Consider the following 21,937-nt stretch of genomic DNA (forward strand, 5'->3'; position numbering starts at 1 on the left):
ACCGTCGTCATGGTCACCCACGACCCCGCCGCCGCCACCTGGGCCGACCGCGTCCTCTTCCTCGCCGACGGCACCTTCGCCGGCTCCCTGGAACATGGCTCGGCGCAGCAGATCGCGGCACGCATGGCCGCTCTTGCCTCCCGTACCGCCCACGTGGGCACCCTGGCAGGTGCGGCGGTATGAACCTCCCCAACGGTCTGGCCCGCGCGGCCGTCCGCTTCAAGCCCGCGTCGTTCGCCGGCACCTTCGTCGCGCTGATGATGTCCGCGCTGATCGTCACGGCGTGCGGCATCCTGCTCGAGACCAGCCTGCGCGCCTCGGTGCCGCCCGAGCGGTATGCGAAGGCGCCGGTCGTCGCGGCGGCGGACCAGTACGAGTACGTCGTGACAGGCAGCGGTGAGGACCGCGAGGAGGAGGCGGTCCCGCTGCCCGACACCGCACGGGTGGACGCCGGGCTGGCGGCCAAGGCCGCCGGCGCACCGGGCGCGGCCACCGCCGTCGCGGACTTCACCTTCCCGGTGCGCGCGGCACACGACCCCGCGGGCGCTGCCACCCGTGAACCGGCCGTTCCGGGCGGTGTCCTCACCGGGCACGGATGGGGCTCGCACACCTTCACAGGAACCGCCCTGACCACCGGCTCCGCACCCCACCGCGGCGAGGTCGTGCTCGACGCAGCTACCGCCCACGCCGCGAAGGCCGCCGTAGGCGACACCGTCGCGCTGCAGACCCTCGCCGGACAGCGAGACTTCCGCGTCGCGGGCATCGCCGAAGCCGGACCCGGGGACACCGCCCGGAACACAGGTGCCACAGACGCCATCGCCTGGTTCGCAGACACCCAGGCCCCCGCACTCGCCGGGCATCCCGGCAAGGCCGACGCCATCGCCGTCCTGGCGAAGCACGGCACAGATGCCGACACCCTCGCCGGCTCCGTGGCGAAGGCCCTGGCGGGCTCCGGCGCCCTGGTGCACACGGGCGACGACCGCGGAGCTGTCGAGGACCCGGGCCTCGGCTACGCCAAGGAGACGCTCTTCGGGATCGGCGGCTCCTTCGGCGGCATCGCCACCATCGTCGCGGTCTTCACCGCGGCCGGGACCGTGTCCCTGTCCGTCTCCCAGCGGGCCCGCGAATTCGCGCTGCTGCGCGCCATCGGCGCCACCCCGCGGCAGATCCGCCGCGCGGTCGCCTCCGAAGCACTGCTCGTCGCGCCGCTCGCCGGCATCATCGGCTGCCTGCCCGGCATCGGGCTCGCGCACTGGTGGTTCGGGCAGTTGCAGGACCGCGGCGCGGTCCCGGACGCGGTGCAGCTGAACGTCTCAGGGCTTCCCCTCCTCGCGGCCGTCGGCACCGGGCTGCTCACGGCGCTCGGCGCCGGCTGGACGGCCGGGCGCAGGCCCGCGAAAACCAAGCCGGGGCAGGCGCTGTCGGAGGCGTCGGTGGAGCGGCTGCGGCCCGGCGTGATCCGTACCGTGCTGGGCCTCGGTGCCCTTGTCGGTGGCGCGTTCCTCACCGGTGTGTCCGCCAACTCCGCGGGGGATGACGCGGCCGGCGCCGCCCTCGGCGTCGTCATGCTGTTCATGCTCGCAGTCGCCCTGCTCGGCCCACTGGTGGCGCGACTGTGTGCGGGCCTGTTCGGCCTCCCGCTGCGCGGCGCGGGACCGGCCGCCGGGCTGGCGGCCGCCAACTCCCGTACGAATGCCCGCCGGCTCGCCTCCGCGATCACCCCGATCGTGCTCGCCATGGCCTTCGCCTCGACGCTCGTCTTCATGCACACGAGCGAGAACCACATCGCCGACAAGCAGTTGCGCGCGGGCATCACCGCAGACCACGTCGTAACGGACCCTGCCGGGCTCCCGGTGGACGCAGCGGCGCAGGCCGCACGTGCGCCGGGCGTGGACACGGCCGTCGGCCTGCTGAACACGCAGGTGCTGGTGCCGGTCGGTTCGGGGGAGTTCAAGGCGCTGCAGGGCGCGGCGACCCAGGGTGTGACCGGCTCCGGCGCCGAGCTCGCGAGAGTGCAGGACCTGGACGTACGCGAAGGAAGCCTCGACCGGCTGGGCAAGGGGCGCATCGCCATCGACACGACCCTGGCGACGTCGGCGGACGCCGGAGTCGGCGACAGGCTCTCCCTCTACCTCCCGGACGGGACGAAGGCCCGCCCCGCGATCGTCGCGGTCTACGGCCGCGGCCTCGGCCTCGCCACAGTGACCATGGACCGGGCCTCCCTGGCCGGGCACGTCACCGCGGGCTTCGACAGCATGCTGCTGGTAGGCGGCGGCTCGGCGAAGTCGCTCACCGCTCTGGGCACGGTCACCGACGCCTCCGGCTACGCCACCGAGCAGAGCCTCGACGCGAAGCTGGGGGCCTGGTCCAACTACATGATGGCCGCGGTCCTAGGCGGCTTCGCCGCCATCGCCGCAGTCAACACCCTGGTGATGACGGTCCTCGACCGCCGCCGAGAGCTGGGCGCCCTGCGACTCGTCGGCGCCACCCGGCATCAGGTGATGCAGATGCTCCGGTGGGAGGGCCTGCTGGTCTCCGTGGCGGGCGTGGTCCTCGGCTCCGCGATCGCCGCGGCCACGCTGATTCCGATGATGCGCGGCATGACCGGCGAGGCGCCGTATGTGCCTTGGCTGGTGTACGGATCCTTCGCAGCGGCTGCCGGCGCACTGGCCCTGCTCGCGGTCACGGTGCCTGCGCGAGCGGCGCTGCGCCGCTGGTCGTAGTGACGCATACGGGGGCGGGGGCCGGCATCACACCGGCCCTCGCCCCTACGACCGCGCTGACCGAGGGCCTCGGTCAGCGCGTGCATCCTCCTCGGCCCGGGTGCAGCGTTCGGGAAGGGGAAGGAGACCGGGAGTACCACGGTGCCGGCGACATTTCTTTCCCGTGCTTCAACACACGGGGCGGGGCCTGCGTATCCCCTGATGAACGTTGTCTCCGGAGATGGGGAGCACCATGGAAGTCAGGCGCGGAAGGCATGCGAGGGGGCGTGACGGTGAGCGGTAGTCCTCTGCGATGGTTTCGCGGGCGGACTGCGGCGAACAGTCCGGAACCTGCCGGGCTGCGGAACGAGCGTCAGATGCAGGCTGCGTACGATCTCTATGGCGGTGAACTCTTCGGGTTCGCGTTCAAAGCGCTGGAAGACCGGCAGCTCGCCGAGGACGTGGTGCAGGAGACCTTCATCCGCGCCTGGCGGTCGCCTCGCGGCTTCGATCCGGATCAGGGAAGCCTGCGGACCTGGTTGTTCGCCATCGCCCGGAACGGGGTGGTCGACGCCGTGCGGCGTCGCAGGGTCCGGGAGGGGCCAGGCTTTTCGTCATGGGATGCGGTGTCCGAGTCGTCCTCGGCGCTCGATGGCGTTGACCAGCTTCTTGACCGGATCCAGCTCGGCGAGGCACTGGAGCGGTTGAGCCCGCAGCACCGGGAGGCGGTGGTCGAGGTGTATTTCGGCGGTCGAACCTGCGCCGAACTGGGTGCGGAGCAGGGTATTTCGGCGTCCACCATGCGCAGCCGCCTGTACTACGGCGTGCGATCGTTGCGGCTGGTCCTGGAGGAGAACGGGTGGCTGGCACCATGAACAAGAACTGCGTCCCCTTCCGCCCCCTCCTGACCGAGCATCTTCTGCTCGGAACGCCGCTTCCGGAGGAACTGTCCCGGCACCTCGGCCAGTGCCCGGACTGCACCCGCGAGGCTTCCGAAACCGATGACGTGGTCCGGACACTGCAGCGGGTGAACCCGCTCGCCGACTGGGCCCAACCACGAGCCTCGGAAACGCACGCATGGCCGTCGAACGATCTGGGCGACCGGATTCGCAGGGACATGGCCGGAGCGAAGACCGTCCGGACCGGTCGCGGGCGGCGGATCGTTGTGGGCGTCGCCGCTTCCCTCGTCACGGCAGCCGCAGTGATCATCCCCCTCAACATGGCGGACCGGAGCCAGCCACTCGGAACAGCCGTCGTGCTGGTACGCCAAGGTCAGATGGTTGATCAGGCATGGGGGACCGAGGTCCCGGTGGCCCTGTCGGGCATGGAGGCGGGGGAGACGTACCGCGTGATGGCCGTCAACGCCGATGGCACCCGCCTGTCCGGCGGCAGCGTACGGGCCGGCAGCGGCCAGCAGATCTCCTTCCGCATGGTGACAGCGATGCGGAAGAACACCATCACCGCTCTGATCGTGGAAGACGAGGAAGGGCGCGTCGTGAGCCGCGTTCCTGTGCGGCCCTCTCCGGCCTGAAAGCCGGGACCAGAACTTCCTGACGCCGGCTTCTTCGGCGCTCAGGCGATCCGTCACACCCAAAACACACTCTGGAGACAAGCATGCCTTCTGCACGTCGTGCCACATGGATGCTGGTTGCCACGCTGGGGGTGGGAGCCGGTGGGCTGGCTGCCACGTCCATGGCGCAGGCCGAGCCGGCCGCCATGACCGGCACCGTTCAAGCGGACGACGCGGCCCGGCACCGTCCGATTCCGGTCTCGGGCCGGGACCGCCTCTACACCGCCGATCAGTCGTCCAACACGGTGTCGGTGATCGACCCTTCCACGAACAGGACGCTGGGGACGATCGCGCTGGGCGACCAGCGGGTCGGCAGCGCCTTCAGCCCGCAGTACGGCGGCGACTCGGGGGTGCACGGGCTGGCGATCTCGCCGGACCAGCGGCGCCTGGCCGTGGTGAGCGTGTCGAGCAACACCGTCCACATGATCGACACGAGGACCAACAAGGTCCTCAGCACCACCGACGTCGGCCGGGCCGCGCATGAGGGCAGCTTCAGCGCCGACGGCAAGCAGTTCTGGGTCGCGAACCGTGGCCGGGACACGGTTTCGGTCGTCGACGCCGTGCACGGCGGTGTTGTCGCCGATGTGCGCGTGGGCGAGGGCCCGTCGAAGGTGCTCATGAGCCCGGACGGCAGGACGGCGTACGTCAACCACACCAGCAAGTCCGAGATCACTGTGATCGATGTGCGCTCCCGCAAGGTCGGCAAGCCCATCACAGGGCTCGGTGCCACGTTCTCCTCCGATCAGGCGATCTCCCCCGACGGCAAGCGGATCTGGGTCTCGCACAAGCGTGACGGCAAGACCACCGTGGTGGACCTGGACCGGAAGGAGGTCGTCACAGTCCTCCGTACCGGCCCCGACACCAATCACCCGCAGTTCGTCGACAACCGCCAGGGGAAGTTCGTCTACCTGACCATGGGCGGGCTGGACCAGACCTGGGTCTACAAGCGGACCGCCGGCGCCCCGGAGCTCGTCACCAAGGTCAGGAACGGTGGCCACGCACCGCACGGTGCCTGGGCCAGTGGTGACGGGTCGCGCCTGTACATCGGTCTGGAGAAGTCCGACGCGGTGGACGTCATCGACACGGCCACCCACACGGTCGTCGACACCATCGCGACGGGGCAGGAGCCCCAGGCCATCGTCTACGCCACCCGTGTCGCACACCCCGGCAGCGCATCCAACCTCGGCCGTCAGGGCCTTGGCCAGCAGGCACACAACGTTCCCACCCTCCTGCCGGACGGCACGGCCGGAGACACCCTCGACCCGGTCAAGGGCCGCGTCCTGGAAGCCACCGTCCGCCCGGTGAGCGGGCTCGACATGATTCAGCTGCAAGCACGCGGGCTGAAGCCGGACACCGTCTACCAGGCGTACGCCGTGACCGCCGACGGGGAGAAGACGCCCGTGCGCTCGTTCCCCACCGACAAGAACGGCACGACCCCCATGGCGCTCTCCTTCAGTGCCTTCGAAGGCGACAGCATCTCCATCGAGGTCAAGGGCGAGGCGACCCCGGTCCAGAAGGCTGCTTTCGCCGCTCAGGGGAGCATGCACGGTCACGATGTGAAGACCGCGGACCTCCTGTACTGCGACTGCTGCTGACCCCGACACCAAGTGAAAGGACTTTCCCATGCTCCGTCGCACTCGACGGCACATCTCCCCTCTGGCTACTGTCGCCGCCGGTGCGGCGGGCGCAGTCCTGCTCGCGGCCGGGACAGCCGCGGCGCATGTCAGGGTCATCGGCGATGTCATCCCCGGAAGGCCGGCCACCCTCCAGTTCCGTGTCCCCAGCGAGATGGCCGACGCCACCACGGTCCGTATCGCCGTCGCCGTCCCGCCGGATCTCACGGTCACGTCGGTGCCGGTACTCGACGGATGGACGGAGAAGACCGTCGCAGGGCCCGCCGGCCAGGGGGCTCACGTGGTGTGGACGGCAGAGTCGGGCCACGCGATCAAGCCGGCCGCCAGCCGGACGTTCACGGTGAAGGTCGGACCCGTACCGGACCGGTACTCCCTGAGCTTCGACACGGAGCAGACCTACTCCAACGGGACGAGTGTCGCGTGGAACGAGGAGCAGACCGGCTCCGAGGAGGTGGAGTTCCCCACGCCCGTACTCGTCATCAACCCCAGTGCCAGTTCCTCGCCCGCTGTCGCCGGTGACTCCCCGCGACCCACCGGGCCGACCGCTCCCGAGCCCTCCGTCGCAGCGAAGCCCGCCGCCTCGGCCGAAACCCAGGAGACGAAGTCATCCCTCAGCCTGTGGGCGACGATCGGTGCGGGACTCGTGGTCGCCGCGATCCTCGGAGCCGGGTTCCAGCGGCGCAGGAACAACGCAGCGTCACACTCATGACACTCGCTCCGGTGCCCTGTGCCCACGGACGGTCCGATACGGCGGTCCTGCTTGCCCTCGTCGGTGAAACCTGCCGCGCATCGACGTCATGGGCTTCGGGAGGCCGAACAGTGCCAGACATCCAAGAGCCCTAGGGTCTCTCGCTCGGCTCAGGCCGGACCGCCCGGATCGCCCGGTCCTCGCAGGTCGGTGCGAGGACCGGGCATGGCGCTGCGGAGAACTCCGGCGGCGCGGGCGTCGGCCAGCCAGCTGGGGAAATCACCCAGCAACTGGTCGTAGAGGGCCGTGTCGGAGAGAGCGCGCGGGTCGTGTCCCGCATGGAAGAAGCCCGCGTTGTCCACCACGCGCTTGCCGGGAACTGCGAGGTCATCAAGTTTGCGAAGGAAGGTGAACTCGTCGTGGTCCGGGTCGCCGAACCCCACGAACTGCCAGAACAGCGGGAGCTTCGCAGCCTTGCAGACGTAGCGTTCGGCAGCGAGCCGGCTCGTCGGCCCACCATCCGTCTGAAAGATCACCAACGCCGGGTCGCGACTGCCGGATGCCTGATAGTGGTCGATGACCTCATCCATGGCCCAGTGGTAGTTCGTACGTCCCATGTGGCCCAGGTTCTGGTGGAGCTTCTCGATCCGGCCCTCGTACCGGGCCAGACTCACGTCACTGATGCCGTCGACGTCGGTGGAGAAGAACACCACCGGTACGACACCGTCGTCGTCCAGATGAGCGGACAGCCCCAGTACGTGCTCCGCCAGGTGCTGTACGGTCCCGTCCCTGTAGTAGGGGCGCATCGAACCCGACCGGTCCAGCACCAGATACACCGCAGCCCGCACCCCTTCCAGGGCACGCTTCCGCAGACTCGCCGCCGCGCTCTTGTACAGGCTGACTATCCCGGGAGCCGTCGCCTCCACCTTGGCCAAGCTGATCGCGGAGCGGGACTCCGGCGCCGTACCCGTACCCGTACCCGATCTGCTCATTCGTGTCCCCTCAGTTCGGTGCGGGGTCCCGAGTGCCGCAGACACAGGACACCTAGGACGAGATCCCCTCTACCGCCGCGCCACCCGTTCACGCCGGCCCTGCCGTCTCGTCGTTGACGGCGATCCCCAGTTCGACGGCGACGGTGGTGAGGGCCGGTCCCAGAGGAAGCGCGATGCGGGCGACGGCGTGCCGGTCGCCCCGGGTCAGGTCCCGGTTCACAATCAGTACGGGCTTTCCGGCCTGGGCCGCGTAGCGGACGAAACGGAGCCCGGACATCACTGTCAGTGAGGAACCCAGAACCAGCAGCGAGACCGCGTCATGCACCAGTTCGCGGCAGTGCTGGACTCGCTCCGGGGGCACAGCCTCGCCGAAGAACACCACGTCCGGCTTGAGGATGCCGCCACAGACCGCGCAGGACACCACGTGGAAGTCGCCGACCTGCTCGTCCGTGAGATCGGCGTCACCGTCCGGGTTGATCGCGGCAGCCGCCGGCTCGAAGCCCGCATTGGCCTCTTCCAGTCGCCGAGCGAGTTCACGGCGCAGGCTGAGGGTGCCGCAGGAAAGGCAGACGACCCGTTCCAGGCCTCCGTGGAGTTCCACGACGTCCTCGCTGCCCGCGGCCTGGTGCAGACCGTCGACGTTCTGGGTGATCACACCCGAGAGCAGACCGTGCCGCTCGAACGCGGCCACGGCCCGGTGCCCGGCGTTGGGGCGGGCCCGTCCGAAGGTGCGCCAGCCGAGGTGGCTGCGCGCCCAGTACCTGCGACGGGCCTGGGCGTCGGCGGTGAAGTCCTGGTATGTCATCGGGGTGTGCCGGCTCAGGCTCCCGCCCTCGCCCCGGTAGTCGGGAATGCCGGACTCCGTGGAGATACCCGCCCCGCTGAGCACCAGCACGCCCCCGGTGCTCAAGGCATCGGCGACCGGCTCCAGATCCGTGATGGCGGGGGGAAGCTCCTCGGTGGGGGCCCAGCTGAGAGTGGGGCGCATGCGCATGCCTCCAGAGTACGGAACAGGTGGCCGTCACCCGCCCGCAGCCAGGCCCCGAAATCCGGGCCCGGACGCGGCGCGCCTCGGCCGCGGCGGCGGCCGCAGGTGGAGGATCGGTGGGGCGGTGGCCTCAGGACCGGCCGCCCGGCACAGCCCACCGCGTGGAAGAGGCCTGGTCATGAAACCGTTGAGCGACCCGCTGTTCCAGTCCCTCGCCGCCCGGGCGCCGGGACCCGTCAACGAGGACGTGCTCGGCGTTGCACCGGGTGCGGCGTGACCGCCGCTCCGCCCGGGGGCGCGCCCGGCGACGGCCGATACGGCCAGGCGTACTTCCGTCCCGAACAGGCGGGGGAGGGCGAGCGCATCGACTTCGGGGCCCTCGCCTACGACGACATCACCCTGGCACGGCTGCGGGAAATCGGTGCGGGCCCGGGCTGGCGCTGCCTCGACGTCGGTGCCGGCACCGGCACGGTCTCCTGTCGGCTGCTGGACGAGGCCGGGGTGGCGAGCGTGCTCGCCGTGGACCGCGACGTTCGGTTTCTCGCAGAGCGGTGCCTGCCCAGGCTCGACGTGCTGGAGGCCGACATCACCGCTCCCGGCTTCGTCTCCGGCCGCTTCCAGCTCGTCCACGCGCGCTTCGTCCTGATGCACCTGCCCGAGCGTGCCCGCCTGATCACGGCATTGGCCGAACGTGTGGCACCGGGCGGAGTGCTGGTGCTGAGCGACGCGGTCGACCTGACGAGCGACCAAGCGCCCAGCACGCCGTACACCGAGGTGATGCGGGCGATGTGGCAGGGGCTGCGGATCGCGATCGGCACCGATGTCTCCTGGGTGCCGTCGTATCCGCAACTGCTGCGCGGGGCGGGGCTCAAGTCCGTCGCCGCCGAGATCCACGTGCCGCCGCTGCTGCCGGGCAGCGCCATCAGCCGATTCTGGGCGGACACGTGGGAGCGCAGCAGAGCAGCGATGCTCGCCACCGGGCTGGTCGACGATGCGGCCATCGACATGGCGCTCCGGTATCTGGGGTCCGACGAATGCGCCGCGTTGTCGGCCGGCATGCTCACAGCGTGGGGACGGAAACCTGAGGAGCGTGCGGGATGAGCAGCCCCGACCGCGCCCGTCGCGTTCATCGGCCAGGGCCCGGGTGTGCTGCCCTTGGGCGCGGGTAGGCGAAACGACGTCCGGAGCCCAGATGCCCTGAAACAGGAGGATGGTCATGGCGGTGCCGAAGACGAGCGTGCTGGTGCTGGACAGTGCGGAGCCGAAGGAACTGGCTGACTTCTACGCCGTGTTGCTCAACGCGGAAGTCCATGTCGGCGACGAGCCCGATATCGTCGAGGTCGTCGGCCACAGAGGAGTGCATCTCGCGATCCGCCGGGACCACGGTTACGCGCCGCCGAGTTGGCCGCGACCCGATGACTCCCAACAGGCTCATCTGCACATTCTGGTGGCGCGTGAGGATATCGACGAGGCGGAGCGCGAGGCGGTCGGTCTGGGCGCGCGTCCTCTCGACACGAAGGACAACGGGGGCATCCGTGACGCGCGCCTCTATGCCGACCCCGCCGGACACCCCTTCACGTTGGCCACACCTGGCTGATCCGCCGGACAGGCCGTACCGGTTGGCGGATGCCAGGTACGGCAGGTGCCGACCGCCCGTCCGACGACCGTCATCGGGCGTCGGGCCGTCGGCACCCACCGCAGGCCCTAGTCCACCGCCGTCGGCCGGCGGGAGAGGCTCGTCGCGTTCCGCACGTCGGTGAGTGGACGCAGCCGGAACGTGTACGCGTAGTCCCGGTCGGCGAGCAGCTTGTACGCGTCGTGTGTATGCGCGCCCCAGCTGTTGTCGCCGCCGACGCCCATCTGCCGGTGGTTGACCCGCAGGATCACCTCGTCACGGGGGGTGAGCTGGTAGTCGTGGCGGGCCCCCAGGGACAAGTCCTCCGGTGTGAAGTGGGAGGCGTTCACTTCCAGGAGTCCGTCGCCGCTGACGAGCAGGCCGCGACCGTGCCGGTCCGTGAGCGCTGCCCAGCGTACGTCGGTCTTGTTCCCGTTCTCCTGCGGCCGCAGGTACGGGCTCCACTGCTCAGCAACGGTCCCGGACCAACGTCCCACGTCCGTACCGTCATTGCGGTCCCAGTGATTCTCCTCGGGGCCGCGGCCGTAGTAGTCGAGCCGCGCCAGGGCGGCGGGAAGGCGCAGGATCGTGCCGATCTCGGGGATGTAGGGGAGGGTCGCCGCGCCCGGAGAGAGGGTGTTGTCCACCTTGATCTCACCGTTGCCGAAGACGGTGAAGGTCGTGGTGTACGCCGAGGCGGTGCTCGTCGGCAGCGTCCCCTTGACCTCGACCTCGACCGCATGCCCGTCGAGCCCGCGCACCGACACACCGGTCACCGTGCGCCGTGAACCCGCGTCCCGCCAGGTCTGGTTGCGGGTGTGCTGGCCGTTGCCGTGGTCGTTGTCGGTCGGGGCACGCCAGAAGTTGGGGGCCGGACCTGAGACGAGGAGCTTCGTGCCGGCCGCCTCGTACGAGGTGATGAGCCCGGTCGACTTGTCGATGACGACCTCGAAGCCGGCGCCGGTGACGACGATTTCCGAGGAACCGCTCCGGTACGACACCTTCGGCACCTCGGCCGACGGAACCGGGGCGATCTCGGGGCTGCCCCCGTCGAGGGGCAGTTGCACCCGCGCCACCTCGAAGCCTTCGTCGGCCCACGGCGTGCGTTCCTTCGTGGTGAAGGAGAGCTGGAGGAAGTATTCAGTGCCGGGTGCGGCATGGGCGGGCAGTGCCACGGGCAGCGTGATGGTTCTGTCCGTCAGTGGTGCCACGTCCAGTTGATCGCGGCGGATCCTGCCGCGCCGCACCGTCTCACCGTCGGCGGAGAGTTCCCAGCTGCCGTCGTACGTACGCAGGTTGGTGAAGAGGTTCTCGTTCGTGAGGGTGATCTCGCCCGGCGCGGCGCCGTTTGCGCGGGTCGCCCGGATCGATTGGTAGATCCGTTTGACCTCGGCCGCCTTGCCGGTGTGGCGGCGGTCGGGAAGGACGATTCCGTCGCCGGCGAACGCGCCGTCGTTGGGGTTGTCACCCCAGTCGCCACCGTAGGCGTGGAAGGTCCTCGCTCGGGCCTTCTTCTGCTCGTACCGAGCTGTCCGTGCGTCGAACCAGAAGCGCACGCCGTCGTCGCCCGGGCTGCGCCCCTCGTCGGCGAGTTCGGCGGACTTCAGAGCGCGCGCGTACACCCGGGCCTGACGGATGGTGCCGCTGAACTCCCGAGTCGGGTTCTCGACCTCTCCAGCGAGTGACAGCGGCGCGGTGCTGCTGCTGGGCCTCTGGACGGTGCTCTTCGTGGCCTTGGCCTCGCCGTCGACGTACAGGGTCAGCGTTCCCGCGTCCGCGTCGAAGACTCCTGCGACGTGATGTTCCTCGCCGGTCCAGCCCTCGTCCGGGGTCGCCCAGGAGGCTGCGATCCACTGCCCGTTCGCGTAGATGTAGAACTCCAGGCCCTTGTCGGCCTGCTTCAGTGCGTAGTGCGTGTCGCCCTTCGCCAGGATCGGCTGGTGGAAGCCGCGGACGTGCGGGGTCAGCCAGGCCTCGAGGGTGAGCGACCCGGTCAGGTCGAGCCGGTCGTCACGCGCGAAGACGGTCGCGCCGCTCACGCCGTGCTCGTGGCTGAACGACCCCGACGGGTTGATGACCTCGCCCGTCAGGCCGACGGGTCCGGTCTCGGTGAGCAGCTTGCGCGTCGGTACCGGCCAGGTGAGCGCCTGGTCGACGAAGTCCCAGATCCAGCCGCCCTGCAGGACGTCGTAGCGGCGGATGACGTCCCAGTACTCCTTGAAGTTGCCGGTCGAGTTCCCCATCGAGTGGGCGTACTCGATCATCACGTAGGGCCGGGTGTCGGAGGTGTCTTTCGCGCGCGCCTCCACCCGGCTCGGCGACTCGTACATCCTGGACCGGATGTCGCTGGTGGCGGGGCCGTCGTCGCCCTCGTACTGGATGACGCGGGTCGGATCGTAGGAGCGGATCCAGTCGTGCATGGCGCGGAAGGAAGAACCGGAGCCGGCCTCGTTGCCCAGCGACCAGATGACGACTGCGGCGTGGTTCTTGTCGCGGTGGACCATGTTCTGGGCACGGTCCACGCACGCCTCCGTCCAGTCGGCGCGGTCGGTCGGGTACTGGTCGCGGATGCCGTGCGTCTCCAGATTGGTCTCGCCGACGAGATAGAGACCGTACTCGTCGGCGAGTTCGAGCCAGAGCGGGTTGTTGGGGTAGTGCGAGGTGCGGACCGAGTTGATGTTCAGCCGCTTGATGAGTGTGATGTCGTCGACCAGGTCGGCGCGGCTGAGAGCCGATCCACGTTCCGGGTGCATCTCGTGACGGTTGGTGCCGCGGAAGGTGACCGGCTGCCCGTTGATCCGCATCAGCCCGTCCTTGAGCGCGAACTCGCGCAGACCGACCCGGTGCGAGAGCACCTCCACGACCTTGCCCGAGGGGTCGCGGAGCTGGAGGACGGCGGTGTACAGATACGGGTCCTCGGCGGACCACAGGCGCGGAGAGGGAACGGACCTGGCGCCCTTGACGGTCACCTCACCGCCCGCAGGTGAAGCGTGTTGAGCCAGTGGTCGCGCCCACACCGCGTGCCCGTCGGCGTCGTACAGCTGGGTCTCGACCGTGTAGGCCGCTCCGTCGGTGTCGCCCGCGTAGTCACGTACCTGCGCGGTGACCGACAGTTCGGCAGTGGTGAATCCGTCGCCGAGCGGGGTTTCGAGCTTGAAGTCCCGCACGTGAACGCCGGGCGTCGCGTACAGGTACACCGACCGGAAGATGCCGCTCAGCCGGATCATGTCCTGGTCCTGGAGCCAGTCGCCGTCGGAGTAGCGGTAGACCTCGACGGCGATCTGGTTGGTGCCGTCCTTCAGGAACGGGGTGATGTCGTACTCGGCCGGAGTGTACGAGTCCTCGTGGTAGCCGGCCAAGTGGCCGTTGATCCATACGTAGTGGGCGGCCTTGACACCCTCGAAGTGCAGGAACGTGCGCCGGTCCGCCCAGCCCTTCGGCACGGTGAAGGTGCGCCGGTACTGGCCGACGGGGTTGTACAGGGTCGGTGCGGCCGGCGGCTGGGCGTCCTCCCCGAGGCCGTTGGGCCCCCACCACGGGTAGGTGATGTTGACGTAGATCGGGTAGTCGTGGCCGTGCAGCTGCCAGGCGGAGGGGACCGGGGTGTTCTCCCAGCCGGAGTCGTCGAGGTTGGTGCGGTAGAAGTCCGCCTTCTTGTCAGCGGGCCGGTCCACGTACGCGAACTTCCATGTCCCGTCGAGGCTCTGACGCCATGGGGACGTGGTGCGGTCGGCGGCGAGAGCCTGCTTGAGGTTCCCGTACGGCATCAGAGTCGTGTGCGGCGGCTCGGTGCCGAGCCGGAAGAGATCGATGTGCCCGTTCCACTCGTCGCCGCCGGCCGGGACGGCGCCGTCGGCGCCGAAGGCGCGGGATACCTGTGGGGCGCCGGACAGGACGAGGCCGCCGAGCACGGCGGCGCTCGCCTCGAGGAGACGGCGGCGGCTCACGTAGCCGCGATGAGCGTGCGAGTGGGGGGACGAGTTCGGGTGGGCCATGGCAGGGGCCTTCCTAGTGCGCCAGGATGTGCAACTGGTGTGGCGAGTGACACCTGTTGAGACGCGCCCACCCTAGAAAGGGAACACAACCGACACAATGATGACGTCAGATTCTGTTGCTTTCTGGCGGCGGATTTGGGCAAAACGGTCTAAGCGGGGATCCGGTCGAAGCGCACCTCCGGTGGGGCCTGGGTCAGGGCGATCGCGACGAGGCCGGGCCCACGGATCGCAACGATCCTCGGGGTCGGGCTACCCGGGCAGTGGCCTGTCCTGGACGTTCTTCATGACGAGGGTGGAGGCCAGGCAGTACGCCCCGGCCGCATCCCGGTTGCCGGGGTCGTAGCAAAGAAGACGCTGCCCAGGTCGCCCGCTCGGCCGGGGCATCGGCATAGAACACTTCCACGGCCGCTGCGGATTCCACGTGGGTCGGGCCGGCCCCGTCGCGTTCAGCTCCGGGCAATGGGCCGGCACGGCCTTGAGCCGCATCTGTTCGCTCTCTGCGAGGTTTTCGGCGGGTCGCAGAATCCATCCGGAGACTGTCCCAGCGGTCGGTGGCTGGGCAGAGACCGGTCCTGGTTGCTCGATTCCGTTCCCCGGCCGCGGGCGAGCTGTGAGGGGAACGCGCCAGGGTTCAGCGCCGGGCCCGGTAGGGCGGGAGCCTTGCCGAGTCGGCGAAGTCCTGGTCCGCGTCGGGCCAGCGATGGCGCAACACAGCGGCGATACGGCGGATCCAGGAGGTGAGGTGGGGCAGGGTCCTGTAGATCTGGGCTGTACGGGCGACCGCTTCCAGCGTTGCGATGAGCTGAAGTCGGCTGTGGTCACCCGGCGAGCGAGTGTCGAGCAGGGTGAACCTCTGGAGCCGGACCGGCATCCAGGACACGCAGGCGGCGGCGAGGCCGTCTCCATACCGCCGGCCGTCCTCGGCCTCCGGGATGCCACGGGCCAGGGCCCGGCGGTACCGGTCGGCGTGATCGGGGCGGGGTTGGGTGGGAGCGCCTGGGCCGGTGATCCGCTCCACGCCGCTGCTACGCCGCATCAGTCATGTGCCGAGGGCGGGGCGATCGGGCGCAGGTTTCCGCGTCGACCGGTCGCGGTGCCGTCCGGCGTCCAGGACGAGGCAATCACGAATGACCGCGGTGGAGCAGGCTGGGACTCCGGGTCCACCGCCTGCCGTGGCGGCCTGCGGTGCCAGGAATGGAGCACGCGCACGCCGTGCTCCTCAAAGCAGGTGGTCTTCCGGTGCCGACGCCGCGAGGACGCCTGGTGCTCAGTCGGTCGACTTCCGGTCCTCGGAATAGATCACCAGCGTCTGCTCCGGCTGCTCGGCCACGTGGAACGCGGTGTAGGCGAAATCGACCGCCCCGCGTCCCGGGAGCCGTAGCCGCTTCCGTCCGCCGCGCCGGACCTGCACGTCGTACTGCGGCCACCAGGCACGCACTTCTGGACTGCCCGCGCTCAACTCGTCGATGTGCCTGGTGAATCGGACGTCGGCCGGGTGGCGTCCGGCCAGCGTCCGCAACCGGGCGAGCAGGCCGCGCGCTTCAAGCTCCCAGTCGACCAGAACGTCCCGGGCCACAGGTTCGAGGAACACCCAGCGGGCGAAGTTCGCCGGCCGATCCGCTGCCGCCGTGAGACGCGGGAACAACTCGTCGGCCGCCTGGTTGTAGCTGAGCACGTCGTAGTTGCCGCCGATGATGTACGCCGGGTGTGGCTGGAGCAGCAGTGGGACGGCTGCCACCTCGGCCGCGAGCGCCTCGGGTTCTCCGGCTTCGGCCTCAGGCGTGTGACCGGCGAGCCGGAAGAGGTGAGCGCGCTCGGGCCGGTCGAGCCGCAGAGCCGAGGCGAGGGCGTCGAGCACCTGTTCCGAGGCGCGGACGTCCCGGCCCTGCTCAAGGTACGTGTACCAGGTTGCGCTCATCCCGGCGAGCAGCGCGACTTCCTCTCGGCGCAGGCCCGGCGTCCGGCGTCGGCCGGTGTGCGGCAGCCCGACCTGGTCAGGGGTGATCCGCGCTCGGCGACTGCGGAGGAAAGCCCCCAGCTCACGACGCTGGTCCGGCTGCTGCTGCATGGTGGATGGCACCTCTGGTTCCAGAATAAGCACGCTCTGGATACCAGGCTAAAGCCATCGCAGACTGGAGTCCGAGCAGGGGTGCGAAGCCCTCGCCGATGGCCCGTAAGAGGCCGGGCCTCCGCCGGGCGACCCGCCGGGCAGACGCGGTCCGGGCGATCAGCGGGAACCGGTACTGAGAAGGAAGAGGAAGACATCATGTCGGGAATCGAAGGCAAGGTCGTGGCGATCACGGGAGCCAGCAGCGGCATCGGCGAGGCGACCGCATTGCTGCTTGCCGAGCGAGGCGCGAGGCTGGTCCTGGGTGCGCGCCGCTCCGACCGCCTCGCGGAACTGGTGGAACGGATCGAGAAGGCGGGTGGCGCGGCCGTGCAGACCCGTACGGACGTGACCCGGCGTGACGACCTGCACCACCTGATTGCCTTGGCCGGCGAGCGATTCGGCAGGCTCGACGTGCTGGTCAGCAACGCCGGGGCCGGAACGATCTCGCCTCTGGACGATCTGCGGGTCGACGAGTGGGACCAGATGGTCGACGTCAACGTCAAGGGCGTGCTGCATGGAATCGGCGCCGCGCTGCCGGTCTTCCGCGCCCAGGGCACAGGCCAATTCATCACCATCGCCTCCACGGCGGCATTCCGCATCGCGCCGACCATGGCGGTCTACGCCGGAACGAAGTTCGCCGTCCGCGCCATCTGTGAAGGCTTGCGCCAGGAAGCCGGCGGCTCCCTGCGCGTGACCACGGTCTCGCCCGGCGCAGTCGGGACCGATTTCGCTGAGGCATCAACGAATCCGCAGGTCCGAACGCAGATCACGGAGATGCGCGACCGGATCGCGATCCCGCCCGCCGCGATCGCCCAAGCCATCGCGTTCGCAATCGAACAGCCTGCGACCGTCGACGTGAACGAGATCGTCGTCCGGCCCACCGCTCAGAACTGACCCCGCTCCATTTCGCATGGGAGCTCAAACACAGGTGGGCCCCTGTAGCGAGCGCCTGGACGGTCGGACACAGGCCGGCCGAGGCCGAGCTCGCCGGAGACCGGCTGCTCCGCACCATGGCCCCGGACAGCAGCGTGACGGCCCCCCAGCCCGGCAGTCGGCAACGCCCACCGGGACGGAGCCCGAGCTACCCGTCGTCGGGTCTCGCCCCTTACGCTCGTGATCATGACAAACGGATTCAGCGACCAGTTCCTGCTCGAGGCGGAACGGCACTCCGTCTGGGGCGCCGCTCAGCTCGAGGCGCTCATGGACTTCCTTCCCGAGGCGCCGTGGAGCGCGGACCTGCCGACATGTTCGTACCAGCAAGGGGAGGTGCACCTACGGGTCGGTGTCCTTGGGACGTACGACATGGAGCGTGGGTCCTGGCTGTGGGGTTGGGTAAATCCGGGACTCGGCGGGAGTGAGGTCGTGGCGATGTCCGCTGCCGTGGCACGGTACGGGCAAGCGCACGGGATTCATGAGTTCACCACTGAGGAACTCGATCTGTCCGGGTTCGACGATCCTCGGCGGGCCGCCGAGATGCTGGCCTTCGCGGGGATGGGGGTAGCCAACGCTCCCGGGTACATCGGGCAGTCCGCCGGGCCCGGCACCCAGGTGTACTTTCTGCCCGACGACCCGAAGGTGCCGAGCGCCGAGCTCGATCCGGTCGCCCTGCCGCGCGTGCTCATGGCCGGGGTCTCACTCATCGGGCGTTCGCCGCGACAGGCCGTTACGGGGTATTTCGAGCACCACGGGGTGCCGCAGCGCGTGGAAGGCGACAGGCTGATCGCCGATCTGCCGACCGGGAACGCCGTCGTTGTCTCCTTCGACAGGATGGGGCGGATCGGCAACATCCAGCTCACGGTCAGCGGCTGACCCGGAGGCAGTACCCTCGAACGCTTCCTCGGGACGCCGGCAGCACGGTCGCCCTCAACCGCCGCGGCGACCGTCAGGCAGGTGCCGCGCGCCATCCCAAGGCACTCGACAGCCGCGCGCATCACGCCGCCACGGCCGCCGCCGGATCTAGGAGCGGTCGAGGCAGTCGGTGCGCTCGTCGTGTCGGTGACGGATGACTCATGGCCATCGATTATCGGCGAAGAGCAAGGACAGGGGAACGAGCGGCACTTCGCCGGGTGCTGGGTGGGATCACCGCGTCGCCGGGGACCGGGACACATGCAAGACGCTGACCGAGACCTTCAGCGTTCTCAGCAGGCAGCCGATCGATGAAGGCTCGAAGTGCTAGATGGTCGATTCCCAGGGGCGGTTGCGGCTGCGGGCTCCAGCGAGCCTGCCCCATTCCTGTGTTCGGCGACCTGTGTGGGATCAGTCAGATTCTGTTGACGGCCCTCGTATGGGGACAGTCGACGGGATTGGATACTGGCCCTCAATGCAGGCACGGATGAGGAGCACGATCAATGACCAGCGACAATCGCATAGGACCGCCCAGTTTTGGCAGCGAACGCGACATGCTGCGGGCTTTCCTCGACTACCACCGCGCAACGCTCGCCATGAAGTGTGACGGGCTCACCGACGAGGAGCTGCGGCAGCAGTCGATGCCGCCGTCCACGCTGTCGCTGCTCGGTCTGGTGCGGCACATGGCGGAGGTGGAGCGTGCTTGGTTCCGTCGAGCGTTTGAGGACAACGATGCGCCCATGGTCTGGTCCGACAAGATCGACTTTCAGGCAGCGTACGACGCGAGTGCGTCGACCAGGGACGAGGCGTTCGTGGCCTGGGATGCCGAGGTGGAGAACTCGCGCCGTATCGAGCGGGAGGCTGAGTCCCTGGACCACGCCGGGTATCAGCCACGCTGGGGCGAGGAGGTGTCGCTGCGGATGGTGATGGTGCACGTGCTTCTGGAGTACGGCCGCCACAACGGGCACGCGGACTTTCTGCGTGAAGGTGTCGATGGGACTGTGGGCGCCTGAGTCCGCGGGAGCCATCGATCTCCACATGCTGATCCGTTACGGACAATCGCCCACAGGGTTGGAAGGAGGGAGCCCAACGTCAGTGCATGAAGACAGAGTTGGACTTCCTCGCCACCGCACTCCATGTGAAGAACGACGACCTGCTGAAGGACTCATCGCACCTGGCGCCCTGGCGTCCGGCGGTCGGGATCGCCTCGCAACTGGCCGATGGGGGCGTCCGCTGCTCTCTGCGGGGCCACCCCGTGGGTACCGACCGTTATCAGCACAGGCCTGAAGAGCCTCAGCGGACCACGCGCCACCAGGCGACGTCCAGGGGCCGTACCCGCGGGCGCGGGGAGCATGAGCTCGCCAGCATCGAGTACGGGTGCAGCCTACCGACGACGTAGCACGCCGAGTCGCGCTGAGCACTGTGTGCCGTCGGCCCTTGACGCACTCCAGGAGATCAGCGTTCATGGCAGCATGATGATCTACTGCATGGAGTGACCATGCGGCCTGGCCGGTCTGTATACGAGCTTCCGGCGGCGAGCGAATGAGGCTGCGATGAGTGAACTGACGAAGCCCGAGATCGATCTTCCGGAGGGCGAGGCTCCCACCGAGCTGACAACCCGCGACCTCGTCGTAGGGAACGGGCTTGAGGCGAAGCCGGGCAGGGTTGTCCAGGTTCACTACGTCGGGGTCGCCTTCGAGTCGGGAAAGGAATTCGACACGTCCTGGGACCGGGGCCGGACGTTCAAGTTCGCCGTGGGCGGCGGCAAGGTCATCAAGGGCTGGGACCGCGGGGTCAGAGGGATGAAGGTCGGCGGCCGGCGCGAGATCATCGTTCCCCCGCGGCTCGGCTACGGCAACCAGTCACCCTCGCCATTGATCCCGGCGGGCTCGACACTCGTCTTCGTGGTGGACCTGCTCTCCGTCGCAGTCTGAGGCCTTCTGCTACCTGGCCCCCTCTCCGCCCGCAAGCAGGGCGGGCAAGACCTGTGGGTTGACCGCGACACCACACCCGTGCACCCATCACCCGCAGCCACGGACAGAGGCACGCGCCGGCGACAACTCGCCTCGGCGCCCCAGAGCGGCAAACACCTCGATAGCGGGCCACAACCCCGGCCCGGACCGACGGCCGACGGCCGGGGTGCCGACGGCCGTGAACCCCGCGAAACGATTCATCCGCGCGGCGACCTCACCCTCCCCCTTCCCGTGGTCGCAAGGCCCCCTCGATCGCAGTCATGACTGCTTGTTTGCTCCAGCCGACGGTCTCGGACCGACGATGCCGTTCGCTTGACGGGTGGTCACGAGGTCGGGCTGCCCGACTCGTACGCTCACCTCGTAGCTTTCACGCATGAATGATGATCCGTTCCAGTCCCGCTGCGACCTCTGCCATGACTGCGGACGCAACTCCGCTTCGGGCAGTGATCCTGTCGTGATCGTCGGACGACCACGTTCGTCGAACGGGAGATCACGGGGACGTGTTGCGTTCCCCTCTCTGCGCGGGGCGAAGGTCTCAGGCGGGCCGCCGCGGGAGTACTGCTGGGTTGGTTAATCGGTTGCGGACCCTCGGGCTGGGGTGTCTGATCCCGGCTATGACGATTGTGCTGGGAACGCCGGCGGTCGACGGGGTGCGCGAGGCCATGGCCGCGCTGGGGGAATGGCAGTCCGACGAAGCGCCGATGCAACTGCATGCGGGGGACATTGGCTGGAACTACCGGTTCGGAAGGGCCGAGACGGCCGCGGTGGTCCGGACCTGGAGGCGGGACGGGAGGATTCTTGCGGTCGGGATGCTGGACTCGCCGATGGTGATGCGGATGACGGTCGCCCCGGACGCTTTCCAGGATGAGGAATTGGCGCGGCGGCTCGTCGAGGACTTCTCGCTGTCTGAGCGCGGCGTGCTGCCGGAAGGAGCGGTGTCGATCGAGGCGCCGCTGGGTCTGCTGTTTCACGACCTGTTGACCAAGGAGGGCTGGGGCGTCGACGAGCCGTGGACGCCGCTCTTCCGTGGTCTCGCGGAGCGGGTGGAGGACCCTGGTGTGCGGATCAGGGCGATCGGCCCGGAGCAGGCGCAGGATTTCGCCGACGTCCTGCGGTCGGCTTTCAACACCTCGAGGCCTACGCGCGAGTACTGGCACGCGATGTCGGCGGGACCGTTCTACGCTGACGCCCGCTGCCTGGGCGCCTATGACGACCAGGGCAACGTGGCGGCGGTGGTGACGGTGTGGTCGGCCGGGCCGGGGAGGCCGGGACTGGTCGAGCCGATGGGCGTACACGAGGACCACCGTGGTCGCGGCTTCGGCCGGGCGATCACCGTGGCCGGGGCGGCCGCGCTGCGGGGGATGGGCTCGTCGAGCGTGCGCGTTTGCACGCCGAGTTCCAACGCCGGTGGGATCGCCACGTACAAGGCGGCCGGGTTCCAGGTGCGGCCGGAGGTACGGGACCGGATCCGGACGGCCTGACACCGTAGCTGCCCGGCAAAGCGGGCACGGTTCCCGGCATTCGCCGAAATGCGGGACCGGACTCGGGCCGCCTGACGTCGGACCACGCGAGAGTGTGTGATTCAACTGCTGGGTGCTCGTGCTGGTCGTGGGCGGCAGCCTGGGGCGTAACTCAATGGTCGGATGCGGCGGCTTCGAGGTTCGCCAGAACGAGCAGGGTCCGCAGCAGGTGGGTGGCGCGGGTGGGGTCGGTGCGGAGCTTCTTGGCGCCCCTCCAGTTCTTCCGGTGGACGAAGCCGTGTCCGACGGGGGCGCGTGCGGCGGCCAGGACCGGGACCGTATTCGCTGTTGATACCCGACGGTGA

Annotated in this window: 17 protein-coding genes and 1 pseudogene; 13 read left to right on the top strand and 5 right to left on the bottom strand. The window is 69.1% G+C overall.

The window, feature by feature from the left end:
- The 6 genes and pseudogenes from ACIBJG_RS36030 to ACIBJG_RS36055 form a co-directional block, all read left to right on the top strand.
- Window positions 1-183 (top strand): annotated as a pseudogene (locus tag ACIBJG_RS36030) (ABC transporter ATP-binding protein); the annotation flags it as partial.
- Window positions 180-2,723, top strand: coding sequence for an ABC transporter permease (locus tag ACIBJG_RS36035; protein WP_399314190.1), 2,544 nt, complete (start codon window positions 180-182; stop codon window positions 2,721-2,723). The pseudogene ACIBJG_RS36030 and the gene ACIBJG_RS36035, both read left to right, overlap by 4 nt.
- A gap of 356 nt (window positions 2,724-3,079) precedes the next feature.
- Window positions 3,080-3,577 (top strand): sigma-70 family RNA polymerase sigma factor, encoded by a 498-nt coding sequence (locus ACIBJG_RS36040; protein WP_399314192.1) that lies wholly within the window; start codon window positions 3,080-3,082, stop codon window positions 3,575-3,577.
- Window positions 3,562-4,233, top strand: a complete 672-nt coding sequence (locus ACIBJG_RS36045) for a hypothetical protein (protein WP_399314193.1) — start codon at window positions 3,562-3,564, stop codon at window positions 4,231-4,233. Before ACIBJG_RS36040 ends, ACIBJG_RS36045 begins: the two co-directional genes overlap by 16 nt.
- Before the next feature lie 83 nt (window positions 4,234-4,316).
- The gene (locus ACIBJG_RS36050; protein WP_399314195.1) at window positions 4,317-5,867 is read left to right on the top strand and encodes a YncE family protein; all 1,551 of its coding nucleotides are present in this window, start codon (window positions 4,317-4,319) and stop codon (window positions 5,865-5,867) included.
- 28 nt (window positions 5,868-5,895) lie between these two features.
- Entirely contained in the window at window positions 5,896-6,615 is a 720-nt protein-coding gene (locus ACIBJG_RS36055) for a DUF1775 domain-containing protein (RefSeq protein WP_399314196.1), read from the top strand.
- A 149-nt stretch (window positions 6,616-6,764) separates the two neighbouring features.
- Here the strand turns inward: ACIBJG_RS36055 and ACIBJG_RS36060 are convergent, their stop codons facing one another.
- Window positions 6,765-7,586, bottom strand: a complete 822-nt coding sequence (locus ACIBJG_RS36060) for a vWA domain-containing protein (protein ID WP_399314198.1) — start codon at window positions 7,584-7,586, stop codon at window positions 6,765-6,767.
- Between the two features lie 88 nt (window positions 7,587-7,674).
- Window positions 7,675-8,580 (bottom strand): NAD-dependent protein deacetylase, encoded by a 906-nt coding sequence (locus tag ACIBJG_RS36065; RefSeq protein ID WP_399314200.1) that lies wholly within the window; start codon window positions 8,578-8,580, stop codon window positions 7,675-7,677.
- Window positions 8,581-8,847: 267 nt separating this feature from the next.
- On the opposite strand from ACIBJG_RS36065, the gene ACIBJG_RS36070 reads away from it, so the two are divergent.
- The gene (locus ACIBJG_RS36070; protein ID WP_399314202.1) at window positions 8,848-9,675 is read left to right on the top strand and encodes a class I SAM-dependent methyltransferase; all 828 of its coding nucleotides are present in this window, start codon (window positions 8,848-8,850) and stop codon (window positions 9,673-9,675) included.
- A gap of 115 nt (window positions 9,676-9,790) precedes the next feature.
- Window positions 9,791-10,171, top strand: coding sequence for a VOC family protein (locus ACIBJG_RS36075; protein ID WP_399314204.1), 381 nt, complete (start codon window positions 9,791-9,793; stop codon window positions 10,169-10,171).
- A 107-nt stretch (window positions 10,172-10,278) separates the two neighbouring features.
- Here the strand turns inward: ACIBJG_RS36075 and ACIBJG_RS36080 are convergent, their stop codons facing one another.
- The 3 genes from ACIBJG_RS36080 to ACIBJG_RS36090 form a co-directional block, all read right to left on the bottom strand.
- Complete coding sequence (locus ACIBJG_RS36080) at window positions 10,279-14,184, bottom strand: glycoside hydrolase family 2 TIM barrel-domain containing protein (protein ID WP_399314205.1); 3,906 nt, start codon at window positions 14,182-14,184, stop codon at window positions 10,279-10,281.
- A gap of 631 nt (window positions 14,185-14,815) precedes the next feature.
- Window positions 14,816-15,220 carry a hypothetical protein gene (locus ACIBJG_RS36085; RefSeq protein ID WP_399314206.1) on the bottom strand — a complete coding sequence of 135 codons (405 nt, stop codon included), beginning with the start codon at window positions 15,218-15,220 and terminating at the stop codon, window positions 14,816-14,818.
- Window positions 15,221-15,451: 231 nt separating this feature from the next.
- Window positions 15,452-16,252: a helix-turn-helix transcriptional regulator gene (locus ACIBJG_RS36090; protein WP_399314208.1), complete on the bottom strand. Its 801-nt coding sequence runs from the start codon at window positions 16,250-16,252 to the stop codon at window positions 15,452-15,454.
- Between the two features lie 198 nt (window positions 16,253-16,450).
- Between ACIBJG_RS36090 and ACIBJG_RS36095 the strand changes: the two genes are divergently transcribed.
- From ACIBJG_RS36095 to ACIBJG_RS36115, 5 genes are all read left to right on the top strand, one after another.
- On the top strand, window positions 16,451-17,188 hold the full coding sequence (locus tag ACIBJG_RS36095) for an SDR family oxidoreductase (RefSeq protein WP_399314210.1): 738 nt from the start codon (window positions 16,451-16,453) through the stop codon (window positions 17,186-17,188).
- Window positions 17,189-17,413: 225 nt separating this feature from the next.
- A complete protein-coding gene (locus ACIBJG_RS36100; RefSeq protein ID WP_399314212.1) occupies window positions 17,414-18,103 on the top strand; it encodes a DUF6882 domain-containing protein in 690 nt (229 codons plus the stop codon).
- 539 nt (window positions 18,104-18,642) lie between these two features.
- Window positions 18,643-19,152 carry a DinB family protein gene (locus ACIBJG_RS36105; protein ID WP_399314214.1) on the top strand — a complete coding sequence of 170 codons (510 nt, stop codon included), beginning with the start codon at window positions 18,643-18,645 and terminating at the stop codon, window positions 19,150-19,152.
- Between the two features lie 540 nt (window positions 19,153-19,692).
- The gene (locus tag ACIBJG_RS36110) at window positions 19,693-20,073 is read left to right on the top strand and encodes an FKBP-type peptidyl-prolyl cis-trans isomerase (protein ID WP_399314215.1); all 381 of its coding nucleotides are present in this window, start codon (window positions 19,693-19,695) and stop codon (window positions 20,071-20,073) included.
- A 653-nt stretch (window positions 20,074-20,726) separates the two neighbouring features.
- Window positions 20,727-21,593, top strand: a complete 867-nt coding sequence (locus ACIBJG_RS36115; protein WP_399314217.1) for a GNAT family N-acetyltransferase — start codon at window positions 20,727-20,729, stop codon at window positions 21,591-21,593.
- The last annotated feature ends 344 nt before the right edge of the window (window positions 21,594-21,937 follow it).

The organism is Streptomyces sp. NPDC050422 (assembly GCF_044458665.1).
Classification (GTDB): Bacteria; Actinomycetota; Actinomycetes; order Streptomycetales; family Streptomycetaceae; genus Streptomyces.